We start from the raw sequence: 16,059 nt of genomic DNA, 5'->3' as shown, positions 1-16,059 counted from the left end.
CAGTTATAGGAGGCTTAAACAGCCGACGACCTAAGCAAGCGGAGCAAAGCGAAGTGCGGTAGTTACTCACGAATATTTAAGGCACGTAGTGCCGACAAGACAATTATTGAGTACTTAATACAAACAAGAAAATTATTTAATTTTAAGTAGCTCGCTTGCGAGGTACATGAAATTCATTAATTCAAGCCGAACGCCTTAGCGTTTGTGCTTCTTTATACATCTCTATGAAGGCAGTTAGACGAGCTAACCGCCTTATCTCGCAATCCTTCGTACAATCGAACGAGCAAAGCCCGTCCTCTTGTACTTGTCTTACTCGCTTTTGTACCTTTTTTACCTATAGATCCTTTAGTAATTTGGGTACATTTTTAGGGGGTTGTGATGGTGAAAAATCAAAGTTTATTGTACTTTTTTCGAAAGTGTTCACGCTCACGTTCTGTTAGATCTGCATTAGTACACTTTCCTAGCCACTTCTCAAAATCTTCAATTGTTGGAAACTTCAATTTCGTAACCCGCTTTAGCCTTTGTTTCTTAGTACCGCTAAGATTTAATGGTACAAACACTTCTTGAGTACTATCTAATCCAATGTCTATCAGCTTAATGTTAGTACTCAAAGATAGAGCCTGTTCCTTATCGAAAACGTACACTTCAACAACCTGTTCACTATCATATGCACGTAAATTACTACGGTTGATAAACTGATAAAGGTTCTCGTGTTCGCGTGCCTGTACAACCTCTTCACGCGTTAGATTGAACATCAGTTCTAACTGCTTGGTTTCAACTGGTGAAGGCTTCATACTCGCAAGCCATACGCACTTAGTGTAATCCTGATAGGTGTTCATCCCCCGGCTAACAGGATCAATGTACTTTCCATTGAGAATGCCCTTACTATCAGAGTTTGTAGTATAAAAGTACTCATTGAGGTTAGCATTTATCCATGCTGCAACTTTGGTTAGAGCTTCTGGATTCGCATTGCGATATGCACGGCTGAAACGTTCCTCTGAGAAGTAGTACACCTTTAGGCGATCCTGTACTGGTACTTTACGTTCCCGCATACCTGATAGCTCTACCTTTTCAAATAAGGCTGGCATTCCCTTATAGATTAGGCTGTCTTCGAACTTGTTAGCCATGAAGGTAACATCAAGGTTTGAGTACTTAGCTATGTTCACCCATGCAAGGATAGTAAGTTGCTTGTTCTCGTTTGAGTACACATCAAGATTACCTATTTTGCCGATCTTATCGAAGAAGTTACTATTCATGACGAAGTGATCATAGTCCTGAATGAAGCCAAAGCACTTAGCCATTGATAGTACTAAATCATCATCAAAATCGGTTATGGCTTTAGCGGTTACGTACTTATCAGAAAGGTCTTCAAAGTCTTTGAACAGTTGCTGTTCTACTTCATACTTCTTTTCCGTATTAGTTACGTTGTAGGTATGAAAGTTAACAACGTCATCAAGGTAGATTTTCCATTGACGTAGTAATGATAGATCTGTAACACGCATGAAGGCTTTATCAGTGATCAATAATACTCTATGAGTAGGATTGAGTAAGAATGCGTGTATATCCTTCTCTACGCTCTCTATGTAGTTCTTAGAAGAAATTACCTTACATATAGTACCTAACTCTTCTGCTGTCTGGTTTAGTAGCTGTAGTGTGCCTTGCACAATGATGTATCTATCATCAGTCTGTTTCACTTGTTTGATAATTGCATGAGTCTTACCACTTCCACAATCGCTACTGATGAACTTCATTTTTCCATTTGATAAATAGTTATACATTATATAAAACTCCAAATTTATTGGGCATACTAACGGGTATGCCCTTTTTTTATGTTTATGTTATAGGTATTGTTGCATTGCTTGTACTAATCGGTTGTAGGCGTACTGGTTTGTACAATCGCTAAAACGTTCAAGTAGTTCTTTTAGTCTATCCTTACGTAGTTCTACGTAATACTGATGTGCTACATGAATATCTGAACTACTACCTGATTGCTTTGTATTTCCCTCTACACGAATCTGTGCATAGTACTTATCAGTTCTTTTATCAAGATATACACCTTTGATTCCATGCATGGAAGAAGAACGTTTGAATAGATTGTTGATAACTCTTGGAACCATGATACAGTTTTGTGGGCTATATTCTCGATTACCTTGAAGAAGTATATCTTTATCTACATGCCAACCTTTTACATAGTTAGCTACATACCACTTATAGAAGTTACTGAAGGTGTACCAATCATCGCATATCGTTACGTCCTCATACCCTTTGGCCTTTCCTGCTCTGTTATGTATTGAACACCAGACAGGGTAGGCTAAATCTTGTAGGTGTAGGTTCTTTCTTTTTAAATTGTTATTTTTTTTCATTATATATCTCATCCTTGAGGGTTGAAGTACTTCAATCCGTGAAGTACCGATTTAGTGTTTATGTTTTATAGTGTTGTCTTCACTTACTTTAGAATCATTGCGATATTGATAAGGTATTGAACACTTGCAGCAAGGTTTTTTGCTTTACCATCTTCTATCAATGAATCTAAAAATTCTTTTTGGGTAGGGGTAAGTTTTACCGTAACTTGTTCAGTCTTCTTTTCTTTCATGTTGTTCCTTGAATTGAATTCTTTTTTATATAAAATCTATGCAAAAAAGCCCCCATCATTGAGACGGGGTATCTTAATATTGGAGGATTTCATATCGAACGCTTTTTAGCGTGCTGTACCTACATTATACCACAAGCTTTTCAGCCGTTTCATTTATCTACAACGAGTATAGGACAACACTCCAAAGCGTTTCGTCTTTTTTATATAAGTATTTAGTCTTCTTTGCTTCTGATACTATCTTTATACTTTTGATAAGTCAGTGCTACTTCTGCGATAAATGCCAGTACTAAGTACACCATAAAAAGAACGTATGCATATACAATCCATCCAGTGATCATAAGCACGAAGAAGAATGCGATTATCAATACATATACAAACCATTCTAACATTGTGAGTTTCCTTCTCTGAGTTAGTTTTTATGTAAGTATTTATCGCATAACTCAAAAAATTGCTTCAAATGAAAAAGCACCCGAAGGTGCTTTCATTGGATCTTACATATGTACTATTTTTTAGGCCAGAACATTTTGCCATTTAGCTCTGGATAGCCGACCTCTTTTAACAGGTTCTCTGCAATACTCAGTTTATTCATTGATGCATCATAATATGAACTAAGTTCCAATATCCTTTTTTTTACTTCTTCTGGTAATTCTATACCTTCACTTTCTTTTAAATTCTCTGGACTACCAAAGTAAAAGATGTATTCATAGGGTTCAGTTCCAGCACTGAAGGTAAAATATTCATCTTGATTTTTTACTTGGTAACTTATCATCAATCTTCTATCATATTTCCAAGCTTTTACTTCACCGATACTACTTTTAACTATATCGCGTAATTGATTACGATAATCATGATCAACTGTTTTGATTACACCCCACTGTGCAAATTTAAAGAAGTCCATCATTAGCGTTTCAAAGGTATTATCTTGTGCTAATATTTGCTTACGAGTAAGCACGTCTAACTCTGATACGAGATGTTTCTTTTGATTATCCAGTGTTCGGATACTTTTTACCACATCATCAACATCACCTAGACCAGCCGCAATTAACCCCGTAAGCCTAGATATTCTTTCTGAACAATCTTGTATAGTACTTTGCACATCGGCAATTTTTGCTGTGTAATCCTCTTTAGCAGCCATCCCGTTACGGTTGATATCTATGTATGACAGCGTTACAACTAACATCAAAGTATGTTCTACTAACTCACCTGGCAGTGACCAAGCACGACAATCATCGTTTTTATAACGCCCCTTTTCACAAAGATAACGGATGCTGTTACCGTGCTTCATTGCCATCATAGTACTGTTGCAATGACCGCATCTAAAGATTCGCATCCCGGAAAGTAAGTTAATATTGTTACGCGTCTTTTCACCAACTGAACCTAAATATTTTGTAGTTTCACGTATACTTTCTAGACGTAAAAACTCGCCTTCACTAATTAAGGCTGGGTAATAGCCTTCAAGCTTTTTAACCTGCCCATCAATTTTTATTTCACGAAGGCCATATACAGCCGGATTAGTTCTTAGCTTACGAATGTTAGCATAGTTCCATGTAGTACTTGGCTCTTTGTTTTTACGCTTTATTCCATCCCATTGGTTAGGATATTTCTCGTTAAGATAGCCAACTACAAAAAATACACTTTTTCCAGCCAGGAAAAACTCTATAGCTTCACGTGCGATTTGCCAATATTTAGGATGTCGCTTAACCGATTCATACTTATTTGTACTTGCGTCAATCCACCACGGATGGCTTCCAATCGCCTTAATCGTCGTTGGCAATCCTTTATTAAAACGTTCTATAAGTGCAAGAGCACTTCCATTAGTTCGTTTCTGTTTAGTACGTGATTCCTCATTTGCCCTTGAGAACATCAATATACTTGTCAATAAATCAATCGGGTTCCCCTTGATACCAGCACTGGTGTAAGTTTTGTCATCCATACCAGTAATCAGGGTAATTCCCCGACGAAGAATACCCAAAAATAATTCTAGGGCTACGTCAATTTCATCACGCGAAATGCGGTCTAAAGCCTCAACGTAGAGATAAGCATTATTTGGTATCAGTCCTTGGTCTACAGCATCAAGAAACTTTCCAAGTGCTCCGTTTCGCGAGCTGTTCAATGATCGGAAAGCACTAATCCCTGCGTCCGTAATCGTAACTAATTCTAAATCATGCTTCTTTGCATAATCTTCCGCCGCTGCTGCCTGCCTTGCTTTAGTAGTTCCCTCTGACTGTACTGCTGATGACCATCTTTGATAACTGTAAAGCTTTCTTTTCATATTTATCTACACTTTTCAATGAGTTAGTGTTGTGTAGAAATTGTATTTGGGTTGCCGGGATGACTGATAATATGCACATTGCCGCTGGCCATAGTGGCGATCATCGCTTCGGTATGGGTCGCTTTATCCTGCGGAGCAAACACCGGCTCATGAAAACCGGCCACCACTAAATCCGTCGCATCCAGCATGCGTCCGGTGCAGTCGATCTCGCCGGCGGTGTTTTTAATATTCGCTTCGATGCCGCGCAAAATGCCCACGCCATCCACCACGCGCGGCCAGACATGCATATTGATAAAGTGCCAGTAGTGCGGCGCATCGGCCATATCGGGGCCATGATCGGTAATGGCGAACAGTTTGATGCCGTTCTGTTTTGCGGCAGCGATATAGTCATGCAGCGTACTGTATGCGTGGGTGCTGGCCACAGTGTGCATATGTAAATCAACAGGATACATTTAAGGCCTTCTCCTTGAGATTGGGCAAGGGCCGCGCCCTGCCATCGTAATCGTTACAGTTAATAACCGCGCGTCAGATCAACACGGCCTTCGGGCTGCTGCCCCGCTTCCAGTTGCGCAATCGCGCTGGCGATAAAGCGTATCGCTTCATCCTGCAGGGTTACCGCGGCATTATGCGGCGTCAGCGTGACGCGCGGATGAAGCCAGAACGGATGATCCGGCGACAGCGGCTCATTAACAAAAACATCCAGCGCTGCGCCCTTGATTTTATTGTCATTCAGCGCCGCCAGCAGATCTTCTTCCACCACATGCGCCCCGCGCGCCAGATTCATGACAAAAGCGCCATCATTAAGCTGGTCAAGCAGCGCACGGTTGATGATTTCCTGGGTTTGCGGCGTGTTGGGCAACAGGTTAATCAATACCTGAGTGCCGGAAAGAAAGTCTGCCATCTGCTCAGCGCCATGAAAGCTCTCAATTCCTGTCAGCTGCTTTGGCGAGCGGCTCCAGCAGCGCAGCGGAAAACCCCAGGGCTTCAGGCTTTCCGCCACGCTCAGCCCCAGCACGCCCGCGCCCATAATGCCGATGGTAAAGTTTTCGCGCTTGTAGTTACGCAACGGCTGCCAGAGCGCCTGCTGCTGCTGTAAGCGGTAGTCGTCGAAGCGGCGGAACCAGCCCAGCACGGTGTGTACCGCATACTCCTGCATTTGCAGGCCCATGCCGGTATCCTCCAGACGGAACAGCGGTACCGCCGGATCGATCATATCCGGATGCTGTTTTAACAGGCCAAGAATATCATCCACGCCTGCGCCAATGGCAAAAATTGCCTTTAGTCCGCGACGTCCCTGCAGCATTTCAACTGGCGCGAAGCGCATCAGCGCATAGTCGGCGTGATCGTTGTCGCCCGGCTGCCAGAGCCGCAGCCGCGCTTGCGGAAGCTGCTGTTGCAGACCCTGCAGCCATTTTTCCGGGCTAAAGGTGGGATGGTAAAAAATGATGTCCATAGAGCCTCCTTTGTTTTTATTTCACCCAAGGCTCGGGGAAATTGGAGGCGCTGGCAAGAAAAAATTGCAGAGTATGGCCCGCCACGGCGGGCGGGCCTGAAAACGATTACGCCTGCGGCGCGGTTGACTGAATCAATCTGCGCAGCAGCGGCATAAGCAACAGCATCACCAGACCAACCGCCGCTGCGCCCCAGCCCAGCAGGCTGAAGATATGGCTGTAGCCAGGATTGGTTAGCAGCGCGCTACTGCCGCTGTTTTCCGGCATCAGTGCGGAAACATAGCCCGCCAGTACCGATGCGACACCGGTGACCATCATCCAGCAGCCCATCATAATGCCCTGATAGCGCGTCGGGGCCAGTTTGCCGATCATCGCGTAACCGATTGGCGAAATCAGCAGCTCGCCGATGCTTTGCAGCAGGTAGCTGAAGAAGATCCATTTGAAAGCCACCATGCCGTCGCCCCCCGCCAGCATAATGCCCAGCGGCAGAACCAGCATGCCCAGTCCGATACAGAACAGCGAGCAGGCAAACTGTAGCGGAATATCGATGCGCCAGCCGCGCTGACGCAGACGGTTAAAGGCAACGGCCAGCAGTGGCCCGCCGATGACGATCACCAGCGTGTTAATGTTTTGCACCCACTGCGGTGCAATACGCACTCCCCAGATGTTGAGGTTAATGTTGTGTTCTACGAACAGCATCAGCCCCATCGGCGCCAGCTGATAAAGCATCCAGAAAACCAGCGAGCCTAACGCCAGCAGCAGATAAGCTGACATGCGGCGCTGCTCGTGACGCGGTCGATGGCGTAGCGTAGTAATACACAGCAGCAGGAAGATCAGCACGCCCAGCGCAATAACAAAAGAGCCGGTAAAATCGGCGTGCGTCAGCATGATGCGAATAACCGGCACCAACACGACCAGTACCGCCAGGCCGATTGCCATTCGCAACCAGTATTGACGCGGGCTGGCATGCAGCAGCGGCGTATCAATATCCGCCAGAATTTTCCAGCGCAGCAGGCTGATAACAATAGCCAGCGCGTTACCCACGGTAGCAAACAGGAACAGCGCCTGATAATGCTCGCCAAGCTGAAAATAACCTGCGCCGGTGAAGCCGATAAAGAACCCCAGGTTCATCCCGGCGTAGTTCCATAAAAACGCGCTTTCGCGGCGTTGATCGTCAGGCGTAAAGCGCTGGGTCAGCATCATATTGATACAGGTGACATTCAGCCCGCTGCCGGTAAGGAACATCGCCAGCCCCCAGTAAAGCCCCTGCGCGCTTTCACCTGACAGCACCCAGCACCCGATGACCTGTAATACCATGCCCAGCACGAACAGATTACGGTTACTGAGGAAACGCCCGCCCAGGTAGCCACCGAAAAGGTGCAAACCGTAGTTGAATGCGCCGAAAACGCCCATGGTGGCATTGGCCTGCGCTTCGCTGAAGCCGAGGCGTTTGGTGGCATAGAGCACCAGCGTGGAGTAAAGCACGGCGAAGCCGAGCGTTGCGAAAATTTGAATAAAGAACAGCGCCCTGGTTCCAGCCGGAACCCCCTGTGGTTGCGCTTTGGTTGGATTGTTCAAGCTGACCTCAGTGATTTTTAAGCATAAATTGCGCATCAGTATGCATCTCCAACCCGGATTATGCAGTATGATTTATGCTATTCGGGTTCATTGCCCTGCTTTTCGCTTATTTTCGCGCCGAAGTGGTTTAAAACTGACTAAACGCATCATTTAGCGCAGAAAGTTGATTGACGCGCCGCGGCAAAATCCCTACATTAGCGCCGGTCAGCAGTGTGCCTGTTGACGACAATATGGTGAGGTGTCCGAGTGGCTGAAGGAGCACGCCTGGAAAGTGTGTATACGGCAACGTATCGGGGGTTCGAATCCCCCTCTCACCGCCATATTTCATAAGAGAGCCTGAGCGAAAGTTCAGGCTTTTTTGTATGCATAGAGCACCACAGAGAGGGGTGATGAGAAGCCCCGCCGGGTTCGACAACCGGCAAAGCCGGTTGGACAGCCACAGGCTGCCCGCAGGGCGAGCGAAGCGAGTCAATCCCCCTCTCACCGCCATATTTCATAAGAGAGCCTGAGCGAAAGTTCAGGCTTTTTTGTATGCATAGAGCACCACAGAGAGGGGTGATGAGAAGCCCCGCCGGGTTCGACAACCGGCAAAGCCGGTTGGACAGCCACAGGCTGCCCGCAGGGCGAGCGAAGCGAGTCAATCCCCCTCTCACCGCCATATTTCATGAGAGAGCCTGAGCGAAAGTTCAGGCTTTTTTGTATGCATAGAGCACCACAGAGAGGGGTGATGAGAAGCCCCGCCGGGTTCGACAACCGGCAAAGCCGGTTGGACAGCCACAGGCTGCCCGCAGGGCGAGCGAAGCGAGTCAATCCCCCTCTCACCGCCATATTTCATGAGAGAGCCTGAGTGAACGTTCAGGCTTTTTTATTGGCATAAAGCCTGAGTGAACGTTCAGGCTTTTTTTGTGCGCATAAAGCACGCAGCGAGGCGCTATAAATGCAGCCCGCCGGTGCCAAAGGCCTCGCTATATATTTTATCCTGCGGGATCCCCAACGCAATCAAAGCGCGATACTGCTCCTGCATAAACGGAATCGGCCCGCATAAATAGTAATCCGCCTCTTTGGGCAGATACCCAACAGGAAGTGCCTTTAAATCCAGCCTTCCCTGCATATGATAATCTTTGCCCGCCACCTCGCTCTCTTTTACATTCTCATAGGCAATAAAAACATGCAGGTTGTCGTTCTGGCTGGCCAGGTTTTCCAGCTCTTTACGCAACGCATGCACTTCAGAACTACGGGCGGCGTGAATAAAATAGATATCTTTTTTCAGCGTCCGATACGCTGTATTACTGGCTTGGTTTTCTTCATGTAGCGCGGGATTAACATTGGGATCGGTGTGTTCAGCCAGCAGATGATTAACCATAGAGATCATTGGCGTCAGCCCAACGCCCGCGCTGATCAGCACATTAACGGCATCCGGATTCAGCAAATAAAAGTTGCCTGCCGGAGCGCTGAGCTCAACCACGCTGCCTTCGTTAACAGCGTCATGCAGCGTGGAAGAAACGTAACCCGGATCCTGACCTTCCGTACGGGGATCTTCGCGCTTAACCGAGATACGCAGATAAGGGTCAGAGGGGCTGCTGGACAAACTGTACTGGCGAGGCTGTTTAATACCCAACGCCGCAACCTCTACCCGTAAGGTAATATATTGGCCGGGCTTGTAAGCAGGTAGCGGCCCGCCATCCTGCGGAACCAGATAAAACGAAGTAATTTCCTCGCTCTCCTTTATCTTTTTATCCACGATAAAGTTTCGCCAGCCGGTCCAGCTTCCGATGGTATTTTTACGCTCTTCGTACAGTTGCTTTTCAGTTGCAATAAAGATGTCAGCCAGCTGTTGATAGGCCACGCCCCAGGCGGTGATAAGCTCATCATCCATCGGGATGTTAAGCACTTCGCTGATGGAATGCAGTAGATTCTCACCAACAATATTATAATCGGGAGCCTGTATATTCAGGCTGACATGTTTATGGCAAATCAGCTCAACAACCGGCATCAATACCGAGGGATCGTCAATATTTTCGGCATAAGCCAGCACCGCTCCCGCCAGCGCTTTAGCCTGCGCGCCGCTGCGTTGATGTCCCATGTTGAAGGTTTCTTTCAGGTGAGGATTATTTTTTAACATGCGCTTATAGAAATAATCCGTTAACGCCTCTCCGTTCTCTTTTAGTACCGGTACTGTGGCTTTAACCAGCTCGTTTTGCCTCTCGCTTAACATTGATACCTCACTTTGTTTTTAATTTATTACCGATAAAAAACTGAGCCCCCTACGCAAGGCTCTCCTGGCTGCTTTAAATATAGAGCCTTTGAGCAAGTTGAAGTCTGGCTACATTGAGTATCATAAGAAGCAGGATAAGAAATAGCGCAGGCAGGTCAGCGCCACAGGCTGGCGACCGGGAACATGCTACAGGGCAGAAACGGAGTGAATGGTGTGCTGATGTTGAATGCTCAACGCCGGTTTTTTGCAGATATCTGGCGAAACCGTCTGCATGTTTGAGCGGGACATATCCGTACCAGGTTCTGACGATCATTTTTTGCTCCTTTTAGGTTGTAAGGGGAAGAACGTTTTCCCGCGTTAAACCACCAAAAAATAGCTAGCGGTGACTCAGCGCCAGTTTTGCTGCAAACAATATAAAAAGGGTGCCGGTAGCGCGATCCATCCACTGGACAAACCGTGGTTTTCTTAATATTCCGGACGCGAAACGCGTTCCCGTTATCAATACCGCTGACCACAGCGTACCGATAACAATATGGATGGATACCAGCAGGAATGTCCACAGCACCGGGGAGTGTCCGGCAGGTATAAACTGCGGCAGAAATGAGACGTAAAAAACGCCTATTTTGGGATTCAGTACATTACCCAGCATCCCTTTTACAAACCAATTTGTTGCAATCGGATTCGTCGTGTCTGAGGTGACCAATTTTCTTCGCGGCTTAAATATGAGTCCTATTCCTAACCAGCATAACCAGGCCGCGCCACACCATTTCAGCAAGTTATAAGCTATTTCAGATGCCGCCAGCAACGCCCCAGTCCCAATGCCACCAGTGCTCCCCAGATAAAACAGCCGGTATTGATGCCAGTTGCCGCCTGGAATGCTTTTTTCCTGCCCTCAACCGTTGCAGTACGCAAAATAAGTGCTGTGTCCAGCCCGGGTGTCAGCGTTAACAGCAATGCGGCAAATGAAAAGGCAAGCAGTGAATCCGTGACGGACATCTCTTTCTCCACAAAGGCGAGTATCAGGTAAAAATCAACCTGCACGATACAATAGTTAAAAATTTTTTAACCTTTAACAGGGCTAAAATCAACCGCTTATTGATTAGCCAGCCGCTGAACAGACCCGTAACGCCTCACCCCTGGCATACAAGTTAAAACCCTAATCCAACTCACATTTCCCGACTTCACGCCAGGCAAACTCTTTAATTTCGTCTAAAGTTTTTTGAATGGTCAAACACTTACAGGCCATGTCGGGTCTGGACAAGGAGAATACTGATGAAAAAGGCCGTACCTTCTCAATGGAAAGGCGCACTGTTATTGCCTTTACTGATTACCGGCGCGCTGGCAACGGGATCTTTTTATGCACAGGCGGCGGACGATCAACGCCTGCTGACTCAGGCACCGCAGCCGCCGGATGTGCGCCTGGGGCCGCTTTATCATGCAGTTCAGTCAGCGAAGTTCTTCCCGGATCAGAAAACCTTTGCCGATGCGGTGCCGAAATTTGATCCGGCGTCCATTCTGGCTGACTGGCAAATGCAAAAAAACCAGCGCAATTTTGATTTACGCCGCTTTGTCGATGCTAATTTCACCCTGCCGGGCAAAGGCGAAGCCTATGTGCCGCCAGCGGGACAAAGCCTGCGCGAGCATATCGACGGCCTGTGGCCGGTGCTGACGCGCACTACGGATAAAGTAAATCAATATGATTCCCTGCTGCCGTTGCCAAAACCTTATGTGGTGCCGGGCGGTCGTTTCCGCGAAATTTACTACTGGGACAGCTATTTCACCATGCTGGGTCTGGCGGAAAGCGGCCACTGGGACCGCGTTCAGAATATGGTTGATAACTTTGCTCATGAGCTGGATAAATATGGCCACATTCCCAACGGCAACCGCAGCTACTATCTGAGCCGCTCGCAGCCGCCGTTTTTTAGCCTGATGGTTGATTTGCTGGCGCAGCACGCCGGTGAAAACACTTACAGTAAATATCTGCCGCAGTTGCAAAAAGAGTATCAATACTGGATGGCGGACGCCCAAAGCGTGGCGGCCGGTAATGCCAGCAAGCGCGTCGTGAAGCTGAAAGATGGCACCGTTCTGAACCGTTACTGGGACGCACGCGATGTGCCGCGCACCGAATCTTATATGGATGACATCGCCACGGCGGAAAAAGCCAAACAGCGCAATAAAGCGGAACTCTATCGCGATCTGCGCTCCGGCGCGGCGTCTGGCTGGGATTTCAGCTCGCGCTGGTTTGACGACCCGAAAGATCTTTCCACTATCCGCACCACCGAAATTGTTCCGGTTGATCTGAACGCCCTGCTGTTCCATCTGGAAAAAACGTTGGAACGCGCCAGTAAAGTTGCGGACAAGCAGAGCGACAGCCAACGCTATGCGGAACTGGCGGAAAAACGTCAGGCGGCAATTAATCGCTATTTATGGAATGCGGAAGGCGGCTGGTATGCCGACTATGACTGGAAACGCAGCAGCGTGCGCACGCAGCTGACTGCCGCCGCGCTGTTCCCGCTCTATATGCAGGTTGCCAGCGACGAGCAGGCGACAAAAACCGCCGCCGCCGTTGAAAAACAGTTGGTCAAGGCGGGCGGTCTGGTGACCACCAATGTGCATAATGGTCAGCAGTGGGACGCCCCAAACGGCTGGGCACCGCTGCAGTGGGTCGCGGTGGAAGGTCTGAATCACTACGGCAAACAGACGCTGGCGAAAGAGATTGGGATGCGCTTCCTTGATAACGTTCAGGCCACCTATGACCGCGAGCACAAGCTGGTGGAGAAATATGTGGTGGAAGGTAACCTTGGCGGCGGCGGCGGCGGTGAATATCCGTTGCAGGACGGCTTTGGCTGGACCAATGGCGTTACTCTTAAGCTGATGGATATGTACTGCCCGAAAGATGTCACCTGTAATAACGTGAGCGATATGAAAAAATCACAGTAAACTTTGGCAGCCCGGCAACCGCCGGGCTGCCAGTCCTCGCCTTTTAATCCCCTGAATCCTCACAAATTATCTGGAAATAATCAGATAAATTACATCTTGAATCGTCAACCGATAAAGATAATAATTCTCATTAGTCTTTTCAGTTACATGATCTTACATTGCCTCTGGCCGCGTTCCGTTACCGGGCGGCCTTTTCGACTCTGTTTAAGGGATATCACATGGGAATGCCTTTTAACCTGAAACGTTCTGCGCTGCTTTGTTCACTGGCGCTCACCGTCCCGGGCTTATCTATCGCGGAAGAGACGCTGACGGTCACTGCGCAACCTGCTGAAACTGCCGATTCGCCGACCTCAGGCTATACCGTTAAAACCAGTAAAGGCGCGACTAAAACCGATCAGCCGCTGATTACTACCGGTCAGTCTGTTTCGGTGGTAACGCGCCAGCAGATGGAAGATCAGGGCGCGATAAATATAAATCAGGCGTTAAATTACACGCCAGGCGCGTTTACTAACTTTGCCGGTGGTGCCAGCCGCTTCGATACTATTTCCCTGCGCGGTTTCCACGGTACTGACGTCAATAACACCTTCCTCGATGGTTTGCGCGTAATGAGTGACAGTAACAGTCACAACATTTTGCAAATCGATCCCTGGTTTATTGAACGCGTCGATATTATTAAAGGCCCCTCTTCCGCTACCTATGGTCAGACGATTCCCGGCGGGTTAGTGAATATGACCAGCAAACTTCCGCAATTTAATCAGGAAGGTCATTTCCGCCTCAGCACCGGCACGCAGGAAACAAACGGTGCCGCGTTTGATTATACCAATGCCATTAATAATCAGTGGGCCTGGCGTCTCACCGGTATGACGCGTAAAAGCGATACGCAATACGATCATGCGCGCGAAGAACGCTACGCTATTTCGCCATCCCTGTTATGGCAGCCTGATAGCGATACCTCATTATTACTTAAAGCCTATTTGCAGAAAGATCCGTCTGGTGGTTTCCACGGCTCAGTACCGGCCGATGGTTCTTTATATGAACACAACGGTTATAAACTCAGCTCCGGTTTTAATGATGGCCCTGGCGCACCGAACCAATATAAACGTCGTGAACAGATTTATAGCTACGCTTTCTCGCATCGCTTTAACGATACCTGGGCGTTCCGTTCAAACGCCAACTATACCCACTCGAACGTCGAGATCGATCAGCTTTATCAATCCGGCTGGATAGGCAACACTAATACGCTTAAACAAGGTATCTCTTCCTCTCGCTCTTCGCTGGATGCCTTTGCCATTGATAATCAGCTACAAGCAGATTTCACTACCGGCGCGCTTGCCCATACCTTGCTGATGGGTGTGGAATATCATCGTTATAAAAATAACATTTCTGAACTGCCTTACCTCGGCATCATAGGATCCCTGGATGCAAAAAACTATACAACCACGTTGAATGCGTTTGACCGGAATTATAACACGCTGATCCATCGCTATTACCAAACCGGCGCTTATCTGCAAGATGAAATGGTATGGGATAAGTGGCATCTGAACCTGTCTGGTCGTTATGATCGTATTGTTACCAATGGCAGCGATACGGATCGCCGCCAGGACGACTATATCAGCGCCCGTAGCTCGTTACTCTATGCGTTCGATAATGGCCTTTCGCCCTATATCAGCTGGAGCCAGGGGATTACGCCAACGGCATTTAGCGGTCAGAACACGCGCCAACTGCTGAAGCCCTCCACATCAGAACAGTACGAAGCCGGGTTAAAGTATCAGCCGCCAGGCACCAGCGATCTTTATAGTATTGCTGCCTATGATTTGACGCAAAACGATGTGGCTAACCGTAACGTTAACCTGGGCTATTATGAACCCGCCGGTAAAGTTCATTCGCAAGGGCTTGAGCTGGAGGCGCGTAATCAGCTTACGCCTCGCCTGAGTACCATTGCAGGCTATACGCTTAACCATGTCCGTTATAAAGAAACGGTAGATGGTAATGATGGGCATACGCCTTACATTACGCCTAACCAGATGGCATCGCTGTGGGGCCATTATCAGTTCGATTACGGCATCAGCGCAGGCGCGGGCGTACGCTATATCGGTAAACAGTGGGCGGATAATGCGAATACCCGCCGCATACCTTCCGTTACCCTGTTTGATGCTTCGGTAAAAGCGGATCTGGGTGTATGGAATCATCAGCTGAAAGGCGCATGGGTACAGGTGGCTGCCAATAACCTCACCGATCGTAAATATGTTGCCGCCTGTTACGGTACCGGCAACTGCTACTGGGGTGCGGAGCGGACTGTTACCGCCACCGTCGGCTACGATTTCTGACGGCGCGACGCTGTGTCGGCTTGCTAAGGGTACTGGCGCAGGCGAATTGGCTGGAAAGCCCTTTGCGCTGATACAGCATACACCAATGAAAAACGTGGAATCGCAGACATAAAAAAAGGAGGCGTTAGCCTCCTTTTTGTATTTAAAGCTTAATGACGAACCTTGCGATAAATAAACAGCACCAGGATGGCACCGATCACCGCGACCACAAAGCTGCCGAAATTGAAGCCATCAACGCGGCCGAAGCCAAAGAAGGTACTGATCCAGCCGCCGACTACGGCACCGATGATGCCCAGAATAATGGTAATAATGATACCACCACCATCTTTACCCGGCATGACCCATTTAGCGATAATACCGGCGATTAAACCAAAAATGATCCATGACAGAATTCCCATCTGTAACTCCTTCTTATTTACGGCTAATTAACATACCAACAATGAGACCCACTACGGCACCGGCACCGACGCCTGCCCAGGGGTTACTTCTTACATACGTACACGCCTGATGCGTTACGTTGTTCATTTCACGACACAGTTCACTGCCTGCTTCGCGTGTACGGTCCTGCGCATATTCCAGACTGTCGCGCGTTTCTTTTTTCGAAAACATACCCAGTCCTCCTGAGATCGGTGAGCGGCTGACCTGTTCATCACACTTCTGGCAACAAGTATAGGACAGGTTTC

The 16,059-nt window shown here is 47.8% G+C and carries 11 protein-coding genes, 1 tRNA gene and 3 pseudogenes; 3 read left to right on the top strand and 12 right to left on the bottom strand.

The features are described from left to right. Nucleotides 1-389: 389 nt before the first annotated feature. From ACQE3Y_RS09765 to ACQE3Y_RS09735, 7 genes and pseudogenes are all read right to left on the bottom strand, one after another. Complete coding sequence (locus ACQE3Y_RS09765) at nt 390-1,778, bottom strand: hypothetical protein (RefSeq protein WP_426981519.1); 1,389 nt, start codon at nt 1,776-1,778, stop codon at nt 390-392. Between the two features lie 60 nt (nt 1,779-1,838). Further along, nucleotides 1,839-2,363: a hypothetical protein gene (locus ACQE3Y_RS09760; protein WP_426981518.1), complete on the bottom strand. Its 525-nt coding sequence runs from the start codon at nt 2,361-2,363 to the stop codon at nt 1,839-1,841. Nucleotides 2,364-2,446: 83 nt separating this feature from the next. Beyond that, the gene (locus ACQE3Y_RS09755) at nt 2,447-2,593 is read right to left on the bottom strand and encodes a hypothetical protein (RefSeq protein ID WP_370734473.1); all 147 of its coding nucleotides are present in this window, start codon (nt 2,591-2,593) and stop codon (nt 2,447-2,449) included. A 502-nt stretch (nt 2,594-3,095) separates the two neighbouring features. Continuing rightward, the gene (locus ACQE3Y_RS09750) at nt 3,096-4,865 is read right to left on the bottom strand and encodes a recombinase family protein (protein ID WP_426981517.1); all 1,770 of its coding nucleotides are present in this window, start codon (nt 4,863-4,865) and stop codon (nt 3,096-3,098) included. A gap of 47 nt (nt 4,866-4,912) precedes the next feature. Beyond that, a pseudogene (locus tag ACQE3Y_RS09745) lies at nt 4,913-5,317 on the bottom strand (PHP domain-containing protein); the annotation flags it as partial. 59 nt (nt 5,318-5,376) lie between these two features. Continuing rightward, nucleotides 5,377-6,318, bottom strand: coding sequence for a glyoxylate/hydroxypyruvate reductase GhrA (gene ghrA, locus ACQE3Y_RS09740; protein ID WP_426981516.1), 942 nt, complete (start codon nt 6,316-6,318; stop codon nt 5,377-5,379). A 106-nt stretch (nt 6,319-6,424) separates the two neighbouring features. Then, entirely contained in the window at nt 6,425-7,894 is a 1,470-nt protein-coding gene (locus ACQE3Y_RS09735; protein ID WP_426981515.1) for a peptide MFS transporter, read from the bottom strand. A 232-nt stretch (nt 7,895-8,126) separates the two neighbouring features. Here ACQE3Y_RS09735 and ACQE3Y_RS09730 point away from each other — a divergent pair. Continuing rightward, a tRNA-Ser gene (locus ACQE3Y_RS09730) sits at nt 8,127-8,214 on the top strand. 611 nt (nt 8,215-8,825) lie between these two features. Here the strand turns inward: ACQE3Y_RS09730 and ACQE3Y_RS09725 are convergent. The 3 genes and pseudogenes from ACQE3Y_RS09725 to ACQE3Y_RS09715 form a co-directional block, all read right to left on the bottom strand. Continuing rightward, a complete protein-coding gene (locus ACQE3Y_RS09725; RefSeq protein ID WP_426972842.1) occupies nt 8,826-10,109 on the bottom strand; it encodes a globin domain-containing protein in 1,284 nt (427 codons plus the stop codon). 223 nt (nt 10,110-10,332) lie between these two features. After that, nucleotides 10,333-10,422 (bottom strand): annotated as a pseudogene (locus ACQE3Y_RS09720) (hypothetical protein); the annotation flags it as partial. 63 nt (nt 10,423-10,485) lie between these two features. Beyond that, nucleotides 10,486-11,105: pseudogene (locus ACQE3Y_RS09715) on the bottom strand (LysE family translocator). A gap of 276 nt (nt 11,106-11,381) precedes the next feature. Here ACQE3Y_RS09715 and treA point away from each other — a divergent pair. Continuing rightward, nucleotides 11,382-13,049: an alpha,alpha-trehalase TreA gene (gene treA, locus ACQE3Y_RS09710; RefSeq protein WP_426972844.1), complete on the top strand. Its 1,668-nt coding sequence runs from the start codon at nt 11,382-11,384 to the stop codon at nt 13,047-13,049. 218 nt (nt 13,050-13,267) lie between these two features. After that, the gene (locus ACQE3Y_RS09705) at nt 13,268-15,376 is read left to right on the top strand and encodes a TonB-dependent siderophore receptor (protein WP_426981514.1); all 2,109 of its coding nucleotides are present in this window, start codon (nt 13,268-13,270) and stop codon (nt 15,374-15,376) included. A gap of 149 nt (nt 15,377-15,525) precedes the next feature. On the opposite strand, the gene ACQE3Y_RS09700 is transcribed toward ACQE3Y_RS09705, so the two are convergent. Continuing rightward, a complete protein-coding gene (locus ACQE3Y_RS09700) occupies nt 15,526-15,774 on the bottom strand; it encodes a GlsB/YeaQ/YmgE family stress response membrane protein (protein WP_085071937.1) in 249 nt (82 codons plus the stop codon). Nucleotides 15,775-15,787: 13 nt separating this feature from the next. Next, complete coding sequence (locus tag ACQE3Y_RS09695; RefSeq protein ID WP_250652492.1) at nt 15,788-15,985, bottom strand: glycine zipper domain-containing protein; 198 nt, start codon at nt 15,983-15,985, stop codon at nt 15,788-15,790. Nucleotides 15,986-16,059 lie beyond the last annotated feature (74 nt).

This window comes from Pantoea sp. FN0305, assembly GCF_050113845.1.
Taxonomy (GTDB): Bacteria; Pseudomonadota; Gammaproteobacteria; order Enterobacterales; family Enterobacteriaceae; genus Mixta; species Mixta alhagi.
The sequence above is the reverse complement of the archived record's forward strand: the minus strand, read 5'-3'. Positions and strand labels throughout refer to the sequence as shown.